The organism is Silanimonas sp. (genome assembly GCF_044377035.1).
Taxonomy (GTDB): Bacteria; Pseudomonadota; Gammaproteobacteria; order Xanthomonadales; family Xanthomonadaceae; genus Silanimonas.
Window position 1 is genome coordinate 193,013 of sequence record NZ_JBILJW010000002.1, and the last position, 16,816, is coordinate 209,828.

14 protein-coding genes are annotated in these 16,816 nt (G+C 68.8%); 9 read left to right on the top strand and 5 right to left on the bottom strand.

Features of this window, described 5'->3' with window-relative positions; genetic code table 11:
* Window positions 1–125 precede the first annotated feature (125 nt).
* The 4 genes from phoB (at window position 126) to ppx (ending at window position 5,868) form a co-directional block, all read left to right on the top strand.
* Window positions 126–815, top strand: coding sequence for a phosphate regulon transcriptional regulator PhoB (gene phoB, locus ACIQ6S_RS01985; protein ID WP_297875290.1), 690 nt, complete (start codon window positions 126–128; stop codon window positions 813–815).
* 16 nt (window positions 816–831) lie between these two features.
* A complete protein-coding gene (gene phoR, locus ACIQ6S_RS01990) occupies window positions 832–2,160 on the top strand; it encodes a phosphate regulon sensor histidine kinase PhoR (protein WP_397606878.1) in 1,329 nt (442 codons plus the stop codon).
* 77 nt (window positions 2,161–2,237) lie between these two features.
* Window positions 2,238–4,346 (top strand): polyphosphate kinase 1, encoded by a 2,109-nt coding sequence (ppk1, locus tag ACIQ6S_RS01995; RefSeq protein ID WP_397606879.1) that lies wholly within the window; start codon window positions 2,238–2,240, stop codon window positions 4,344–4,346.
* A 1-nt stretch (window position 4,347) separates the two neighbouring features.
* Window positions 4,348–5,868 carry an exopolyphosphatase gene (gene ppx, locus ACIQ6S_RS02000; RefSeq protein ID WP_397606880.1) on the top strand — a complete coding sequence of 507 codons (1,521 nt, stop codon included), beginning with the start codon at window positions 4,348–4,350 and terminating at the stop codon, window positions 5,866–5,868.
* Between the two features lie 6 nt (window positions 5,869–5,874).
* Here the strand turns inward: ppx and ACIQ6S_RS02005 are convergent, their stop codons facing one another.
* Together ACIQ6S_RS02005 and ACIQ6S_RS02010 are read right to left on the bottom strand one after the other, a co-directional pair.
* Window positions 5,875–6,987: an alkaline phosphatase D family protein gene (locus ACIQ6S_RS02005; protein WP_397606881.1), complete on the bottom strand. Its 1,113-nt coding sequence runs from the start codon at window positions 6,985–6,987 to the stop codon at window positions 5,875–5,877.
* Entirely contained in the window at window positions 6,987–9,221 is a 2,235-nt protein-coding gene (locus tag ACIQ6S_RS02010) for a TonB-dependent receptor (protein WP_397606882.1), read from the bottom strand. The genes ACIQ6S_RS02005 and ACIQ6S_RS02010 overlap by 1 nt, the downstream gene beginning before the upstream one ends.
* Window positions 9,222–9,390: 169 nt before the next feature.
* On the opposite strand from ACIQ6S_RS02010, the gene ACIQ6S_RS02015 reads away from it, so the two are divergent.
* Together ACIQ6S_RS02015 and ACIQ6S_RS02020 are read left to right on the top strand one after the other, a co-directional pair.
* A complete protein-coding gene (locus tag ACIQ6S_RS02015) occupies window positions 9,391–10,548 on the top strand; it encodes a glycosyltransferase family 4 protein (protein WP_397606883.1) in 1,158 nt (385 codons plus the stop codon).
* Window positions 10,545–11,090, top strand: coding sequence for a phosphatase PAP2 family protein (locus ACIQ6S_RS02020; protein WP_397606893.1), 546 nt, complete (start codon window positions 10,545–10,547; stop codon window positions 11,088–11,090). The genes ACIQ6S_RS02015 and ACIQ6S_RS02020 overlap by 4 nt, the downstream gene beginning before the upstream one ends.
* Here ACIQ6S_RS02020 and ACIQ6S_RS02025 read toward each other — a convergent pair.
* Both ACIQ6S_RS02025 and ACIQ6S_RS02030 read right to left on the bottom strand, forming a co-directional pair.
* Entirely contained in the window at window positions 11,074–11,670 is a 597-nt protein-coding gene (locus tag ACIQ6S_RS02025; protein WP_397606884.1) for a GNAT family N-acetyltransferase, read from the bottom strand. The genes ACIQ6S_RS02020 and ACIQ6S_RS02025 overlap by 17 nt on opposite strands.
* Complete coding sequence (locus tag ACIQ6S_RS02030) at window positions 11,670–13,511, bottom strand: DUF885 domain-containing protein (RefSeq protein ID WP_397606885.1); 1,842 nt, start codon at window positions 13,509–13,511, stop codon at window positions 11,670–11,672. The genes ACIQ6S_RS02025 and ACIQ6S_RS02030 overlap by 1 nt, the downstream gene beginning before the upstream one ends.
* 69 nt (window positions 13,512–13,580) lie before the next feature.
* Here ACIQ6S_RS02030 and ACIQ6S_RS02035 point away from each other — a divergent pair, with 69 nt between their 5' ends.
* The 3 genes from ACIQ6S_RS02035 (at window position 13,581) to ACIQ6S_RS02045 (ending at window position 16,468) form a co-directional block, all read left to right on the top strand.
* Entirely contained in the window at window positions 13,581–14,423 is an 843-nt protein-coding gene (locus ACIQ6S_RS02035; RefSeq protein ID WP_397595595.1) for a 23S rRNA (adenine(2030)-N(6))-methyltransferase RlmJ, read from the top strand.
* A gap of 66 nt (window positions 14,424–14,489) precedes the next feature.
* Window positions 14,490–15,776 carry a diguanylate cyclase gene (locus tag ACIQ6S_RS02040; RefSeq protein ID WP_397606886.1) on the top strand — a complete coding sequence of 429 codons (1,287 nt, stop codon included), beginning with the start codon at window positions 14,490–14,492 and terminating at the stop codon, window positions 15,774–15,776.
* A 62-nt stretch (window positions 15,777–15,838) separates the two neighbouring features.
* Window positions 15,839–16,468: a hypothetical protein gene (locus tag ACIQ6S_RS02045; RefSeq protein ID WP_397606887.1), complete on the top strand. Its 630-nt coding sequence runs from the start codon at window positions 15,839–15,841 to the stop codon at window positions 16,466–16,468.
* A gap of 58 nt (window positions 16,469–16,526) precedes the next feature.
* Here ACIQ6S_RS02045 and ACIQ6S_RS02050 read toward each other — a convergent pair.
* Window positions 16,527–16,816, bottom strand: a 290-nt coding sequence (locus ACIQ6S_RS02050) for a S1 RNA-binding domain-containing protein (RefSeq protein ID WP_397606888.1), incomplete at its 5' end; no start/stop codon positions are given.

A 16,816-nucleotide genomic window follows, 5' to 3' on the forward strand; every position in this document is an offset into this window, starting at 1 on the left:
CCCGCACGAGGGGGCCAAGGGCTCGACAAGCTGCGTCAGCGCTGTGACGATTCCCTTTCAGTCGTCATGGTCGCGTCACAAAAGTTTTATCTACTGGCGCCCTGACCCCATGGCCTGGACATCCCGTGCAGAAGCGCATCCTCATCGTCGACGACGAGCCCGCCATCCGTGACATGGTGGCCTTCGCCCTCCGCAAGGGCGAGTACGAGCCGGTTCATGCCGGTGACGCCCGCGAGGCGCAGACCGCCATCGTCGAGCGCGTGCCCGACCTGATCCTGTTGGACTGGATGCTGCCGGGCACCTCGGGCCTCGACCTCGCCCGTCGCTGGCGCAAAGACGAGCTCACCCGCGACGTGCCGATCATCATGCTGACGGCGCGCGGCGAGGAGAACGACCGCGTTTCGGGCCTCGAGTCCGGCGTGGACGACTACGTGGTGAAACCGTTCTCGGCCCGTGAACTGCTGGCCCGCATCAAGGCGGTCATGCGCCGCTCGCGTGAGGACGAGGCCGACGGCAGCGTCCAGATCGGCCGCCTGCGCATCGACGGCGCCGCCCACCGGGTGTACGCCGGCGACGAGTCGATCCACGTCGGCCCGACGGAATACCGGCTCCTGCACTTCTTCATGACCCACGCCGACCGCGTCTACACCCGCGCGCAGCTCCTCGACCACGTCTGGGGCGGCAACGTCTACGTCGAAGAACGCACCGTAGACGTGCACATCCGCCGGCTGCGCAAGGCGCTGGAGCCGCAGCAGCTCGACGGCATGGTCCAGACCGTCCGCGGCAGCGGCTACCGGTTCTCGGAAACCCCGTGACGGACACCCACGCAGCATGACCGTCGGGGCCCTGCTGCGTCGCGCCTGGCGCGCGTCGGTCGCCCGCCTCGTGGCGATCTTCGCGGCCGCAGCCCTCCTCGGCGCGTGGCTGGACGCGCTCTGGCCCCTGCTCGCGCTCTCCGCCTTCGCCATCCTCGGCTGGCATTACTGGCGCCTGCATCGCCTGCTTGCCCGCCTCTACCAACGCCGCCGCCTGCGCGATATCGATGGCCGCGGCCTCTGGGACGACCTCGAAATGCTCCTCCACCGCCGCCAGAACGAAGGCCGCGCCCGCACAAAGCGTTTGCTCGGGCTGGTGCGTGGCTACCGGCGCGCCGCCACGCTGATGCCCGATGCCGTGCTGCTCGTCGACCGCGACAGCGGCCGGATCGACTGGTGCAACCGGCAGGCCCGGGAGCTTCTGGGCCTCGGCCCGCAGGGGAACGAGGGCATGGTGGGCGCGGTGTTCCCCGATGCGAAGGTGCGGGCATGGCTCGATGTCGGGCAGACCGACGAGCCCCTGCTCGACCAGGCCTCGCCGCTCGACGCGAACGTCCGCCTCAGCCTGCGCCTGCTGCCCTACTCCCCCGCGCAATGGTTGCTGGTGGTCCGCGATGTCACCAAGCTGTTGCGCCTGGAGCAGCTGCGCCGCGATTTCGTCGCCAATGTCTCGCACGAACTGCGCACTCCGCTGACGGTCGTGCACGGCTACCTCGACATCCTCGACGCCGACGACTACCCCGAACTCGGCCCGATGCTCGACGAGATGCGCAAGCAGTCCGCGCGCATGTCGCAGCTGGTCGAAGACCTGCTCACACTCTCGCGCCTGGAAGCGCAGGAAGCCCTCGCCCATCGGGAAGTGGTGGCGATGGCGCCGCTGCTGCTGACGCTGAAGCGCGAAGCCCAGGCGCTCTCCGCTGGCCGGCACCACATCCATGTCGAGGACAGCGCGAACATCGACCTGCTCGGATCGACGCGGGAGCTGCACAGCGCGTTCTCGAACCTCGTCTCCAACGCCGTCCGCTACACGCCGGTCGACGGCCGCATCGACGTCCGCTTCGAACGCGGTGCCGACGGCGGCGTCGTGCTGGCGGTACAAGACAGCGGCTACGGCATCCCGGCGCAGCACCTCCCGCGCCTGACCGAACGCTTCTACCGCGTTTCCACCAGCCGGGCCCGCGAAACCGGCGGTACCGGGCTCGGCCTCTCCATCGTCAAGCACGTGTTGAACCTGCACCAGGGCCGCCTCGACATCCGCAGTGAAGTCGGCAAGGGCAGCGTCTTCGCCTGCGTGTTCGGGCCGGAAGCCGTGGTCGAGCGCGCGCGCGGCAGCGACGACGCCTGAGCCTGCCGCGCGCCACGGCTTGCCAGCCGCAGCTGCGTCGTTTCCAATCCAGAGTCCGGTTCACGCAAGGCCGCCCCGTGCCCACCAAGTCGCCCCGAAAGCCCGCCGCCGCCGTCGCTTCCACCGGCACCTCGGGCCTGCCCGACAACGAACTCTTCCTCAGCCGCGAGCTGTCGCAGCTGGCCTTCAACCGCCGCGTGCTCGCCCAGGCCGAGGACCCGACGATCCCGCTGCTGGAGCGCCTGCGCTACCTCTGCATCAGCTGCACCAACCTCGACGAGTTCTTCGAGATCCGCGTCGCGTCGCTGCGCACGACGGTGCAGTTCGGTTCGACCGCCACCGTCGACGGCGTGGCGCCCATCGCCCTGCTGAACCAGATCCACGACGAAGCCAGCGCGCTGGTCAACGCGCAGTACGAGTTCTGGAACGACACCCTCCGCCCCGCCCTGAACGAGGCCGGCGTGCGCATCCTGCCGCGCGACGCCTGGAGCGCGAAGCAGAAGCGCTGGCTGAAGGAGTATTTCGAGCACGAGATCATGCCGGTGCTCTCGCCGCTCGGGCTCGATCCAGCGCACCCCTTCCCGCGCATTCTCAACAAGTCGCTCAACGTCGTCGTGGTGCTCGATGGCAAGGACGCGTTCGGCCGCGCCGGCGGCATGGCCATCGTCCGTGCGCCGCGCTCGCTGCCGCGCATCATCCACATCCCGACGGAGATCTCCGGCGCGCCGCACGACTTCGTGCTGCTCTCGGCGGTGCTGACCGCCTTCGTCGACGAGATCTTCCCCGGCATGAAGGTCAAGGGCGCCTGGCAGTTCCGCGTGACGCGCAACTCCGAGCTGGTGGTGGACGAGGAGGAAGTGGAGAACATCGCGCATGCCGTGCGCGAGGAGCTCGTGGGTCGCGGCTTCCGCCCGGCAGTGCGGCTGGAGATCGCCGAGAACTGCCCGACCACGATCGTGCAGGTGCTTCTGCAGAACTTCTCGCTGCCCGAGAACGCCGTTTACCGCATCAACGGCCCGGTGAATCTCAACCGCGTGATCCAGGTGATCGACCTCGTCGACCGGCCGGAACTGAAGTGGCCGCTGTTCACGCCGCGGCCCACGCGGCTCGATACCGACGCGCCCTTCGACCAGTTGCGCGAGCGCGACATCCTGATGCACCACCCCTACGAGACCTTCAACGCGGTGCTCGACCTGGTGGCGCACGCCGCGCACGACCCCGACGTGCTGGCGATCAAGCAGACGCTGTACCGCGTCGGCAAGGATTCGCCGCTCATCGAACACCTGGTCACCGCCGCGCGCAACGGCAAGGACGTCACCGTGGTCGTCGAGCTGCGCGCCCGCTTCGACGAGGAGGCGAACCTCCGCCTCGCCGATCGCCTGCAGGAGGCCGGCGTACAGGTGCTGTACGGCGTCGTGGGCTACAAGACCCACGCCAAGATGATGCTGATCGTCCGTCGCGAGGGGCAGCGCCTGCGCCGCTACGTGCATCTCGGCACCGGCAACTACCACGCCGGCACCGCCCGCACATACACCGACATCGGGCTGATGACGGCCAACGAGGAGATCGGCGCCGACGTCCACGCGCTGTTCCAGCAGCTCTCCGGCCTCGCGCCCTCGTTCAAGCTGAAGCAGCTGCTGACCTCGCCCTTCACCCTGCACGGCGGCCTGCTGGCGAAGATCGCCCGCGAAGCGCAGCACGCTCGCGAGGGCAAGCCGGCGCGCATCATCGCCAAGATGAACGCGCTCAACGAGGCCGGCGTCATCCGCGCGCTCTATGCTGCGTCGCAGGCTGGCGTGCAGATCGACCTGATCGTCCGCGGCGCCTGCGCCCTGCGGCCCGGGGTGAAGGGACTGTCCGAGAACATCCGCGTCCGCTCGGTGGTCGGCCGCTTCCTCGAGCACAGCCGCGTCTACTGGTTCCAGAACGACGAATCGCCGCAGCTCTACTGCTCGAGCGCCGACTGGATGGAGCGCAACCTGCTGCGTCGCGTCGAGACCTGCTTCCCCATCCTCGATCCGAAGCTCTCGAAGCGGGTGTTCGACGAGGAACTGGCCAACTACCTGGCCGACAACACGCAGAGCTGGCAGCTGCAGGCCGACGGCCGCTACGAGCGCGTGGCGGTGGAGGGCGACGACATGCCGCATTCCGCCCAGCAGTCCCTCCTCGCCAAGATCTGCCACTGACATGCCGAACAGTCCGCGCCGCAGCCTGCAGGACGGCGACCTTCTCGCGGCCGTCGACCTCGGCTCCAACAGCTTCCACCTCGTCGTCGCCCGCTACACGCTGGGCCAGCTGCGGATCGTCGACCGCATCAAGGAGACGGTGCGCCTCGCGGAAGGCCTCGACGTCAACGGCGGCTTGCGCCCCGATGTCGTCGCACGCGCGTTGGATTGCCTCGCCCGCTTCGGCCAGAAACTGCGCAGCGTGCCGCCGGCGCAGGTGCGCGCCATCGCCACGAATACCGTGCGGCAGATGCGCAACCCGCAGAGCTTCCTGCTGCCGGCCGAAACCGCGCTCGGGCACGGCATCGAAGTGGTGGCCGGCCGCGAGGAAGCGCGCCTCGTCTACCTCGGCGTCGCGCACGGCCACCCGCCGGGCAAGTCGCGGCGCCTTGTGATCGACATCGGCGGCGGCTCCACCGAGTTCATCATCGGCGACGGCATGACCCCGATCGAGCGCGAAAGCCTTCAGATGGGCTGCGTGGCCACCAGCAAGCGCTTCTTCGCCAACGGCAAGTTGAGCCGCAAGCGTTGGAAGGACGCCCAGATCGAAATGGCCGCCGAGTTCCAGCAGTTCGCCGCGCTGTACCGCCAGCTGGGGTGGAAGGAGACCTTCGGCTCCTCGGGCACGATCAAGGCCATCGGCGAGATCTGCGAAGCGCTCAAGCTATCGAAGGGCGGCCTGATCACCGACACCGCGCTGACCGGCCTAACCGACCGCGTGCTTGCTTTCGACACGATCGAGACACTGAAGCTCCCGGGCCTCAGCGCGGAGCGGCAGCCCGTGATCGCCGGCGGCGTGCTGGTGCTGGCTACGGCGTTCGAGGCACTCGACATCCGCAAGCTGCACGTCAGCGAAGCGGCGATGCGCGAAGGCGTGCTGCACGACATGGTCGGTCGCGGCGGCAAGACCGACCCGCGCGAAGAGTCGGTCGCGGCGATGATGACCCGCTATGCCATCGATACCGCGCAGGCGGAACGCGTGGAAGCGACGGCGCTGGCGCTGTTCGACGAGGTCGAGACCGACTGGGGCCTCGAGGCCCCGGACCGCCAGATGCTGGCCTGGGCCGCGCGCCTGCATGAGCTCGGCCTCGCCATCGCGCACAGCCAGTACCACGTGCACGGCGCCTACATCCTCGAGAACTCCGACATCGCCGGCTTCTCGCGCACCGAGCAGCAGTTCCTCGCCACGCTCGTCCGCAACCAGCGCCGCGCGCTGCGGCTCACCAGTTTCGAGGGCCTGCCCGACCGCCTCGCCCCCGCGGCCCAGCGCTGCGCGATGCTGCTGCGGCTCGCGGTGTTGCTGCACCGGGCCCACGAGGCCGGGAAGATCCCCGGCCTGCGCCTTCGGGTGGGCAGCGGCGAGCTGCAGTTGAAGCTCTCGAAGCGCTGGCTCGACGCCCACCCGCTGACCCGCGCCGACCTCGACACCGAGCGCGAGCACCTGCGCGACATCGGCCTGCGTCTGGAACTCGACGGCGGCTGAGCGTCCTCAGCGAACCCGCAAGGACGACATCGGCACGCGCTGATCGACCAGCGCCGCACCTTCGGCGTCCCGCAGGCCCAAGCGCAGTTCGCGACGGGCCCAGTCGATCTCCACGAGGCCGAAGTTCGCACGGTGGTGGGCCTCGCCGACGCGGAGCGCGTTGGGCACCGGCACGTGCCATTCCTCGGTGAGCCCGCTCGAGGTCAGGTCGACCATCGGGTAAGGCACATTCGCGTCGAGACGCGTGAGTTCGCCGTAGTGCGTGTCGCCGGAGAGGAACACCACGCCTTCGGCGCGGGTGTCGCGGATCAACTGGAACAGCCGCGCCTGATCGCGCGGATAGTTCACCCAGGCCTCCCAGCCGGGGAAGTCGGCCAACACCTGCAGGCTGGAACCGATCAGGCGGACCTCGGCCGGCTCGCGAAGCTGGCTTTCCAGCCACGCCCACTGCGCCTCGCCGAGCATGGTCGCGTCCGGCGACGGGTCGCGTGCATAGGGCCCCGGTACCGGACGCCCTGCTCTCGCCTCGCGCCGGCCCCAGCGTTCGTGCGCCCCGTCGTCCGGGAACGCCGTGTTGCGCGCGATCGGCGTGCGGTTCCAGCGCAGGTCGAGCAGGATCACCTGCACGCGCTGCCCCGGCGGCCCGAACATCGCACTGGTGTACACGCCCTCGTGCGTTCGACGGGGTGAGTCGGCCGGTTCGTCCCAGAAGTCGAAGAAGACTTCGCGCGAGGCTTCCTTGATCGGGTACTCGGCCCCAGCGTCGTTCTCGCCGTAGTCGTGGTCGTCCCACGTCGCCATCAACGGCGTCGACGCGCGCAGGCGTTGGAAGCCCGGCTGCGCGGCCAGAGCCGCGTACGCCTGCTCGAGTTCGCCACGATCCCGCGTGTCGCCGTAGACGTTGTCGCCGAGGAACAGGAAGAGCTCGGGGTCGGCGGCCTGCACCGCCGCCCAGATCGGCTGCGGCTTGTGCTGCTCGGCGCAGGAACCGAAGGCGATGCGGGTCAGGGCGGGCGCACGGTCGCCGCCCGCCTCCGGGGCCGCGAGGGCCACCGGAGGAAGGCAGAGCGCGAGCGCCAAGCCGAGGTGGCGCACGGCCACCGACGGCAGGCGACGCATCAGAACGAGGCCTCGAGCGTCAGGAACACCTGGCGCGGCGCGCCAGTGACCAGCGTGTAGTTCAGGCCCTGCGGGTCACGAGCGACGAAACCGTTCGTGCCGACGCTGGCGAAGTAGTCCTCGTCGAACAGGTTGGTGACGTTGAGCGTGGCCTTCAGGTCCTTGGCGAGGCCGAGGTCGCCGAAGCGGTACGAGACCGAGGCGTCGGTGACCCAGTAGTCCGGCACGCGCGAGTCATTGACGAACGTGATGAAGCGCTCGTCGGTGTACTTCATGCCGATGCGGGCTTCGAGGGCGTCCGCGGCGTAGCGCAGCTCGACGTTGGCGAGCATCTCCGGCGTGTCGACCACGGTCTTGCCGTCGGTCGGCACGAGGGTCGTGCCGTCGAGGTAGTTCGAGGCGTACTCCGACGAATTCCACGACAGCGAACCAAACAGCGAGAAGCCACCGCCGAGGCGCCAGTCGATCGCCGCTTCGGCGCCCGAGGTCTCGACGTCGCCGACGTTGGCCAGCACGCTCGGGCAACCGACGATGCCGGCGCACTGCGAGATGGTCAGCAGGCGGTCTTCGAAGTCCACGCGATACAGCGTGAGCGAGCTCTGGAAGGCCTCGTTGCCGTAGCGCAGGCCACCTTCGAACGTGGTCGAGGTCTCCGGGCGGAGCGTGTCGCGGATGGCGTTGAAGCCCGACTGGCTGGCCGAGAACGGACCATTCACGCCAGCGCGGAAGGCCGCCATGTTCTCCGCGTACGAGCCGAACAGCTCGAAGCCCGGCGCCACTTCGAAACGCAGGCCAAGCTGCGGCAGGAAGCTGTCTTTGGCTTCGATGCGACCCTGCGCGCGCGTGCCGCGGCGGTTCACCGCCTCGATCTCGGCGTCCAGCGCCTTGAATCCGGCGTCGATGGTGAAGCGACCGTCCATCAGCGCGATGCGGTCGTTGACGTACCAGACCTGCGTGCGGCTGTCGAAATCCTGTTCGAACACTCGCACGTCCGGGCTGCGGTAGAAGTAGCCGCGGTTCGGCGGGGTGTCGGCGTTGAGGAAGTAGAAGTTGCGCTGCAGGTTGTGATCGCTGTCCTCGTGCCACAGGCCGAAGCTCAAGGTGTGCGCGCCCAAGGGCAGCTCGAAGCCCGCGGTGAGGCCGCCGCGATCGATGGTGTACTCGGTGGTACGCAGGCTCAGCGGCAGCGTGGCCGAACTCGGCGAGTACGGCGTCACCCAGTGGCCCTGGCCTTCGTTGGTGTGGCGATAGACCTGCGCCTTGAAGCTGCCGCCGTCGCCGATGGCGATGTCGGTGTTCACCGCGTAGAGGTTGTCGTCGCGAAGGCCACGGCCGAGGTAATAGGCGTCGTCCAGGCTGTTCACGCCGCCCGAGAACTGACCGAAGCCGGCGCGGATGGCGCGCGTCCAGTCACGCGCGTAGTTGTCCCAATCCATGCCGAGGCGGCGCGCCGACTCCAGCGACAGATCCGCGTAGTCGGTCTCGTTGCGACGCGAGGTGTTGATGAGCGCGCCGAGGCTCCACGCCTCGTCGGCGTAGCGCGCCTGCGCGTTGACCTGGCGCGAATCCTGCGCGCCGTAGCCCTTCCACTTCTCGGCATCGTGCTTGGCGCCCGAGAGGAAGGCCGAGAAGCCATCGAGGTCACCGGTGTCGTAGCGCGCGAAGGTGCGCAGCGTGTCGTCGCTGCCGACGGTCTGCGCGAGGGTGGCGCCGCGCTCGGCCTGCGGACCGCGCGAAGCGAAGCGAACGGTGCCGCCGAGGTTCGACGACGACGCGGTGTCGAGCGCGCCGCTGCCCTGCGAGACTTCGGCGAAGCCGAGGTTCTCGGCGATCAGCGCGCGGCTGATGTGCAGACCGTTGTGGTTGCCGTAGCTCATGTCGCCGAGCGGGATGCCATCCAACGTGAAGCCCAGCTGGTTCTGGTTGAAGCCGCGGATGTTCAAGCGCGTCGACCACTCGTAGTTGCCCCACGGGTCGGCCGAGGTGAAGTGCACGCCGGGAAGCTTGCCGAGCAGCTTGAGCGCGCTGCTGCCGGCGGGCTGGCGGGCAAGCTCCTCGCGGCCCAGCGCCTGCACCTGGCGGGTTTCGCCGGTGCCGACCACGTTCACCGCGTCGAGGACGGCGGCGTCATCGCGCACCTCGGGATTGGCGGAAGCGGCCAGCGGGGCAAGCGCGGCGGCGACCGCGAGGGCAAGCAGGTGGCGAGGGCGACGGCAGGGGGTGATCGACGACATCTGGAACTCCATTGGGGGCCAACCTCCGATCGGAGGAGTGGGCGCGCACACTGGCGGAAAAGCGTGACCGCATCGTTGAATTCACGTGACACCCGATTGCCGGTACTGCGTCACGCCAGCGTCATCGCGATGTCACCGCCGTGCCGCGCATCGCCTTCAGGCTCGCGGCATGGACACGACCGCCGCCCTCGCCCGCCGCTTCGAGCTCGTCACCGAGACCTACCCGCCGGAGATCAACGGCGTGGCCCTCACCGTGCAATCCCTGCATGACGGGCTGAGGGCGCTCGGGCACGACGTGGGCCTCGTGCGCCCTGCGCGCCCGGGCGAACTGAGCGATGAATCCCCGGAGCTGCTCCGCGTCGACGGCGCACCGATCCCGCGCTATCCCGGCATGCGCTTCGGCCTGCCGGCGGGCCGGAAGCTGGCGGCGCGCTGGATGCGCCAACGGCCGGACGCGATCTACATCGCCACGGAAGGCCCACTGGGCTGGTCGGCGTTGCGCGCGGCGAAGCGCCTGCGAATCCCCGTCGCCACCGGCTTCCACACGCGCTTCGACGACTACGTGGGCCGCTACGGCGCCGGGTTCCTCGCGCCTTGGGTGTTCGCGTGGCTGCGCCGCTTCCACAATCGCGCCGACGCCACCCTCGTGCCGACGAGCGAGCTGGTGGAGCAACTGACGGCTCAGGGCTTCCGCCACCCCCATCGCCTCGGCCGAGCCGTGGACACCGTGCGCTTCCATCCGTCCTTCCGTGCCGACGCGCTTCGCGAACAGTGGGGCGTTGGCCCGGACGATCTGGCCATCGTCCATGTCGGCCGGATCGCGCCGGAGAAGAACCTGCCCCTGCTGATGCGCTGCTACGAGGCCCTCAAGGCCGAGAGGTCCACCACGAAGCTCGTGCTCGTCGGCGATGGTCCGGAACGACCGGCGCTGGCGGCGCAGCATCCCGAGGTGATCTTTGCCGGCACCTTGCGCGGGGATGCACTGGCCGCGCACTTCGCCTCCGCCGACGTGTTCTGCTTCCCGAGCCTCTCGGAAACCTTCGGCAACGTCACCCTCGAAGCCATGGCCTCGGGCCTGCCGACGGTGGCTTTCGATTACGGTGCGGCGCGTGAGCACCTCCGCAACGGTCTGCACGGCGCGGCGCTTCGCTTCGGCGACGAGACGGCCTTCCTCGCGCGCTTCCTCGATGTCGCCCTCTCCCCGCAGCGGATCGCGATGGGCAGCGCTGCCCGCGAGGCCGTCGAGGGCCTGTCGCCGGACCGCGTGTCGCGCGACTTCGCCGACCTGCTCATCCAAATCACCCACCCGCTCGAGAGGGCCGCCTGATGATGACGCGCTCCGCACTGGTCCAACGCGAACACCACTGGTGCCTGCAGTTGAATGGCTGGTGCACGTACCGCGCCGTGCGCCTCTACTTCAAGGCCGTCAGCCGCTTGGGCGACGGCGTGTTCTGGTACGCGATGATGGCCGTCCTCGCGGTCTTCGGCGGCGAGGAAGGCCTGCACGCCGCGGCCCACATGGCCGTGGTCGGCGGCATCGCGGCCATCCTCTATCGGCGCATGAAGGGCTTCTTCCGTCGCGCCCGCCCCTGCCACCGCGACCCGGCGGTGCGGGCCTGGGTGGCGCCGCTGGACGAATTCAGTTTCCCGTCGGGGCACACGCTGCATGCCGTCAGCTTCACGCTCGTCGCGCTGGCCCACTACCCCGGCTTCGCCGTGTGGCTGATTCCGTTCACCGCCAGCATCGCGGTGTCCCGCGTGTTCCTCGGCGTGCATTACCCGAGCGATGTACTGGCCGCCACCGGCATCGGCGCCATGCTCGCCGGCATCGCGCTGTGGGCGGTGCCGGGCGTCAGCCTTTTCGGCTGATCGGACGCAAGCGGAAGGTCAGCGTGTGCGCCACGTCGGGGCCGCCCTCGGCTTCCGGCCACCCCAGGGTGCAGCGCAAGTCGTCGCGACGCACGTAGGCGCGCTTGCCCCACAGGGCCTCGTTGCCGCGATAGTCCGGCGGACGTCGCGCATCGGACGCATCGCGGTCGACCGCGCAGAACGCCGTCCAGTCGAAACGCCCCAGCGCCGCCGCGTGCGCTTCGCGGGCGTCGAAGAACGCATGCCCGAGCCCGCGGCCACGGTACTCGGGCAGCAGCACCGACTCCCCGAAGTAGAACACCCGCGCGATGTCGAACCCTGCCGCCTCGAACGGCGCACGGAAGGCCTCGGCATCGTCGGCCAGCGGCAGGCCGCTCGACGCGCCCACGATGCGCCCACCGTCCATCGCCAGCACGAAAACGCTGTCGGGCGAACGGGCATACACTTCGAGATAGGCCCGCTCATACGCCTCGTTGCCGGCGTACAGGTAGGGCCATTCCCGGAACACGCCGATACGCAGGCGCGCGAGGTCGGGGAGGAACAGCCCGACCTCGGCGCCACGGACGACGCGGCGCTCCATCAACCGGCCACCGCGGCCTCGGCGCCGCCCGCCTTTGCCTTCTCCGCCGCGATCCACGCCCGCACCCGCTGCTGCAGCAGGGTCATCGGCAGCGAGCCGTTGGTCAGCACCACGTCGTGGAAGGCCGCGAGGTCGAAGCCCTCGCCGAGTTCGCGCTTCGCTTCGTCGCGCAGTTCGACGATGGTGTTCATGCCGACCTTGTAGGCCAGCGCCTGCCCCGGCATCACGAGGTAGCGCTCGATCTCGGCGACGACATCCGTCTGCGGCATACCGGTCTTCTCGACCATGTAGTCGATCGCCTGCTCGCGCGTCCAGCGCTTGTGGTGCAGGCCGGAATCGACCACGAGGCGGACGGCGCGGAACATCTCGGCCTGCAGGCGGCCAAGGTCGTCCAGCGGCGTGGGTTGGAAGCCGATCTCGGCAGCGAGCTTCTCGGAGTACAGCGCCCAGCCTTCCGAGTACGCGGTGAACGGCAGCAGCTTGCGGAAGGTCGGCACGCCCTGGATCTTCTGCTGGATCGCGAGCTGGAAGTGATGGCCGGGAATGCCCTCGTGGTACGCGAGCGTCCGCATGCTGAAGCGAGGGATCTCCTGCACGCTGCGCAAGTTGGCGTAAAACACGCCCGGCCGCGAACCATCCAAGGCCGGCGGCTGGTAGTAGGCGCCCGGCGAGGTCTTCTCCTTGAACTCGGGGATGCGCTCCACCTTCACCGGCTGCGTTGGGCGGACGTTGAAGTACGGGCCGAGGCCGGCGTCGATGGCGTCGATCATGGCCTGGTAGTCGGCGAGGATCTGCGCGCGCCCTTCGTCGGTGTCCGGATAGAGCTGGTCCGGGCGCGCCGCGATCGTGCGCACGCGCTCACCGATCGTGCCCTCGACGAGGCCTTCGCCCTTCAGGATGGCGTCCATCTCGCCTTCGATGCGCGCCACCTCACGCAGGCCGAGCTCGTGCACCTGCTCCGGCGTCATGTCAGTGGTGGTGTGCATGCGGATCTGGTGCTGGTAGAAGGCCGCGCCGTCCGGCAGGGCCCAGACGCCGTGGTTGCCGGTGGTCTTCGGCAGCAGGGCCACGTAGTCGTCGATCCACCCTTGGTAGGCCGGATACACCTGGTCGCGGATCACGGCTTCCGCATCGGCGAGCATTCGCTGCTGGTCGGCCTCGGCGATCGCTTCGTCGGCCTTGGCCATCTTGTCGGCCAAGGCGGTGTAGAGGATGTTCTGCTTCGGCTCGGTGGCGACGAAGGCCTGCATCTCGGCCGTCACCTTCTCCACCACGAACGTGGGCGGAATGATGCCGAGCTGCTCGCGCTTGGCCATGCCCTCGCGCACCTGCGCCGCCACCCGCGGGATCTCGCGCAGGCGGGCCACATAGGCCTCGGCACCAGGGAGCCCGGCAATGCGATGCTGCGACGCCATGAAGCTCGGCAGATTGCTCTGGATGCCGAACAGCTGGTTGAGCGGGTAGTCGTGGAAGCGGAAGCGCTCGCCGTCGGCCTGCGTCTGCAGGAACACCTCGAGGACGTCGTAGCTGAGGGCGTCGTCCAGCGCCGCGCGGTCGTAGCTGCGCAAAGTGGCGAGGTCGGCCTTCAGCTTGGCCATCTGTTCCTCGCCCTTCGCGAGGGAATAGTCGTCCAGCTCGTCGGCGGTCCAGTCGATGGACGGCGGCAGCATGCCGAGGCTCGAGATGATCTGCGGGCTCTCGAGCGCGAATTCCGCGAACACCCGCTCGTAGAAGATGCGGATGCTGACCGGCTTGAAATAGAGGCTGTGCAGAACGAACAACGTCACTGCGAGCAGCAGCAGGAGCGCGCCGCGGAACGTCCAGCGGAACAACTTGGCCATGGAACCCCCTCCGTGTGGAAGTCCGCATGCTAGCGCGGGCCACCGGTGCACAGCGCTAGACTGCGCGCCATGAACTACCGCCACGCCTTCCACGCCGGCAACCACGCCGATGTCCTGAAGCACGTCACCCTGCTCGCCTGGCTCGACGCGCTCACCGCCAAGGACAGCCCGGTGTTCGTACTCGACACCCACGGCGGCCGCGGGCACTACGCCCTGGATGCCGAAGCGGCGGAACGCACGGGCGAAGGCCAGGCGGGCATCGGTCGGCTCTGGGGCCGGCATGGTCTGCCCGCGGCGGTGCAGCGCCTGTGCGAGGTCGTCGGCCGCTCGAACCCCGACGGACGGCTCCGCGCCTACCCCGGTTCGCCGCGGATCGCCCTCGCCGCCCTGCGCCCACAGGATCGCCTCGCCGCCTGCGAACTCCAGCCGGAAGAAGCCGCGACCCTGAAGGCGAACCTCGCCGGCGATCCGCGCGCCGCCGCCCATGCGCGCGACGGCTACGAAGCCACCCGGGCCCTGCTGCCGCCGAAGGAGAAGCGCGGCCTGGTGCTCATCGACCCGCCTTACGAAGCCCAGGAAGCGGAGTACCCGCGCGTCCTCGAGGCCGTTGGCACGGCGCTCGAACGCTGGCCCACCGGCGGCGTGGCGGTCTGGTATCCGATCAAGCAGCGGCGGGCGCTGCACGGCTTCTTCCGCCAGGCCACCCTGCTCGCCCCGCGCGGCCTGCTGTGCGCGGAGGTCCTCGTCCGCCCCGACGATTCGCCGCTGCGGCTCAACGGCAGCGGCATGCTGATGTTCCACCCGCCGTGGAAGCTCGACGCCGCGCTCGCCCCGGCCCTGCCGGTGCTGGCCCGGATGCTTGGGGAGCACCACGCCTCGCACCGGCTGGAGTGGCTGCGCCCGGCGCCTTGACACCGTTTGGCTTGCCGCAGGCCCGGCCAAGGGCGATGCTCGGCCCAACATCACGGAGCCCCCGCCATGGCCGCCCTGCCCCAACGCGTCCTCATCGTCGAGAACTCCCGCAGTTACGCCGGCATGCTGGCTGAAGCGATGGAGGAACGCGCCGGGCTGCCGGTCGTCCTCGCGCGCACGATGGCCGAAGCCGAAACGGCACTCGCCGCGAACCCGGACATCTTCCTCGTGCTGAGCGGGCTGGTCCTTCCCGACGCCGCGCAGGACGCCATCATCGACCGCTTCGCCGAGACCGGCCTGCCGATCGTCGTCGTGTCGAGCAAGTACGACGAGGCATTGCGTGACCGTATCCTCGGCCGCAGCGTCGTCGATTACGTCATCAAGAGCGCACCCGGACACCTCGAGTACCTGGCTTGGCTGGCCCAGCGCCTGGACCGCAACCGCCGCATCGCCGCACTCGTCGTCGACGACTCACCGTCGGCACGATTGATGGTCGCCGAGCTGCTGTCGTCCTACGGCTTCCGCGTGCTGCTGGCCAGCAGTGGCGAGGACGGCCTGCTTGCGATGGATCAGGACCCGGGCATCCGCCTCGTCATCACCGACCACGAAATGCCCGGCCTCACCGGCGTCGACCTCAGCGCCAAGCTGCGCGAACGTTACGCGCGCGACCGCATGGCGATCATCGGCGTGTCGGGCGCCAACAAGCCGGAGCTCGTGGCGCGCTTCCTGAAGAACGGCGCCAACGACTTCCTGCACAAGCCGTTCTCGCGCGAGGAATTCTTCTGCCGCGTCTCGCAGAACGTCGACAACCTCGACCTCATCGGCACGCTGCAGGATCTCGCGACGAAGGATTTCCTCACCGGCCTGTCCAACCGCCGCCATTTCTTCGAGCTCGCCGAGCGCCGCATCGATGCGCTGCATGCCGCGGGCCGCGAGTGCGCCGTGGCCACGCTCGACATCGACCACTTCAAGAAGATCAACGACACCTGGGGCCACGACGGCGGCGACCTCGCCCTCAAGTCCGTCGCTCGCGCACTGCAGGCGCACATGCGTGCCGAGGACGTCGTCGCCCGCTTCGGCGGCGAGGAGTTCGTGGTGCTGGCGGGCGATCTCGATGCCGATTCCAGCCGCGCTTACTTCGAGGCGCTTCGCGAGCGCATCGCCGCCCTCTCGGTGGAGCTGCCCGACGGCCGCACCTTCTCGCTGACCACCAGCATCGGCGTCTGCCGCCTGCCTGCCAGCAGCGCCAAGGTGCCGATGCATGCCGCGCTCAACGAGTCGGACCGCATGCTGTACATCGCCAAGGCGGGTGGGCGGAATCGCGTGGAGATGACGGCGTCGACGTCGGCCTGATTCGGGTGGCGAAGCCTCTGCCATTCGCGTGGGGCAATGCGCGGCGCATTGCACTCGGGGCTATGCTGCTGGCCTCGGTACCCGCGCTCAGCCCGATTTCCAACGAGTGGGCGAGGCAGATTGGTGAAAGGAACGCTGCTGCCCGGATCGCGCGCGAGCAGGCCGACGCGTCGGGCATGTTTAGTTGCCACGTATCCGAACCAGGGCTCCCCAAGTTCACGCATGAGTTGATGCCGCCGCCCACGTCGACTTGGGAGATTCTCATCTTCCCGAGCTTTTTCGACAGGATCGTGCTCGGGGTCGATGGACGACGATGGACCGTCAGCACGTACGACCATCAGGACCGCACGTCCACGGAAAGCGTTCTCGGGCGACCGACGTGGAACGGCTCGGCAACGCTACCACCCGACGAAAACGACGTTTTCGTGAAGCTCTTCGACAGCGCGCTGCGCACGGCATCCTTGGAACCGTACCAGTACCATCACCTCGATGGCACGATGCTGCACGTCCGTGATCGCATGGGCCGCTGCGCACAGCTGCATTTGCACGGCGCCGGCACACGCGGCGACCGCATCGTGGCCGTGCTGGACGAGCTGGCGTCGTTGCTACTCGCGGCCTCTCAGGCAAACAACACCATCGATGCGGCCGAACTCAAGCGCGTCGCCCGCGAAGCTCGCCTTCTGACGCGATAACGAAAAAACCCGCCTTCCGGCGGGTTTTTTCGTTCCAGCTCGGCAGCGAGGCGAAGGCTTAGACGCCCTCGCCCTCGGCCACGGCCTTGATCGACAGGCGGATGCGGCCCTGCTTGTCGACTTCCAGCACCTTGACCTGCACCACGTCGCCTTCCTTCAGCTTGTCGCTGACCTTCTCGACGCGCTCGTCCGAGATCTGCGAGATGTGCACCAGGCCGTCCTTGCCGGGGGCGATCGTCACGAACGCACCGAAGTCCATGATCTTGGCGACCTTGCCTTCGTAGATGCGGCCCGGCTCGACGTCCGACGTGATCTGCTCGATGCGCGCCTTCGCGGCCTGCGCGGCAG

Bases quoted from the DNA above. Each gene is read 5' to 3' on its own strand.
- ACIQ6S_RS02010 (WP_397606882.1), bottom strand. From the start codon at position 9,221: ATGTCGTCGATCACCCCCTGCCGTCGCCCTCGCCACCTGCTTGCCCTC.
- ACIQ6S_RS02045 (WP_397606887.1), top strand. From the start codon at position 15,839: ATGCTGCTGGCCTCGGTACCCGCGCTCAGCCCGATTTCCAACGAGTGG.
- ACIQ6S_RS02005 (WP_397606881.1), bottom strand. From the start codon at position 6,987: ATGCGTCGCCTGCCGTCGGTGGCCGTGCGCCACCTCGGCTTGGCGCTC.
- ACIQ6S_RS02040 (WP_397606886.1), top strand. From the start codon at position 14,490: ATGGCCGCCCTGCCCCAACGCGTCCTCATCGTCGAGAACTCCCGCAGT.
- ppx (WP_397606880.1), top strand. From the start codon at position 4,348: ATGCCGAACAGTCCGCGCCGCAGCCTGCAGGACGGCGACCTTCTCGCG.
- phoR (WP_397606878.1), top strand. From the start codon at position 832: ATGACCGTCGGGGCCCTGCTGCGTCGCGCCTGGCGCGCGTCGGTCGCC.
- ACIQ6S_RS02025 (WP_397606884.1), bottom strand. From the start codon at position 11,670: ATGGAGCGCCGCGTCGTCCGTGGCGCCGAGGTCGGGCTGTTCCTCCCC.
- ACIQ6S_RS02035 (WP_397595595.1), top strand. From the start codon at position 13,581: ATGAACTACCGCCACGCCTTCCACGCCGGCAACCACGCCGATGTCCTG.
- ACIQ6S_RS02015 (WP_397606883.1), top strand. From the start codon at position 9,391: ATGGACACGACCGCCGCCCTCGCCCGCCGCTTCGAGCTCGTCACCGAG.
- ACIQ6S_RS02030 (WP_397606885.1), bottom strand. From the start codon at position 13,511: ATGGCCAAGTTGTTCCGCTGGACGTTCCGCGGCGCGCTCCTGCTGCTG.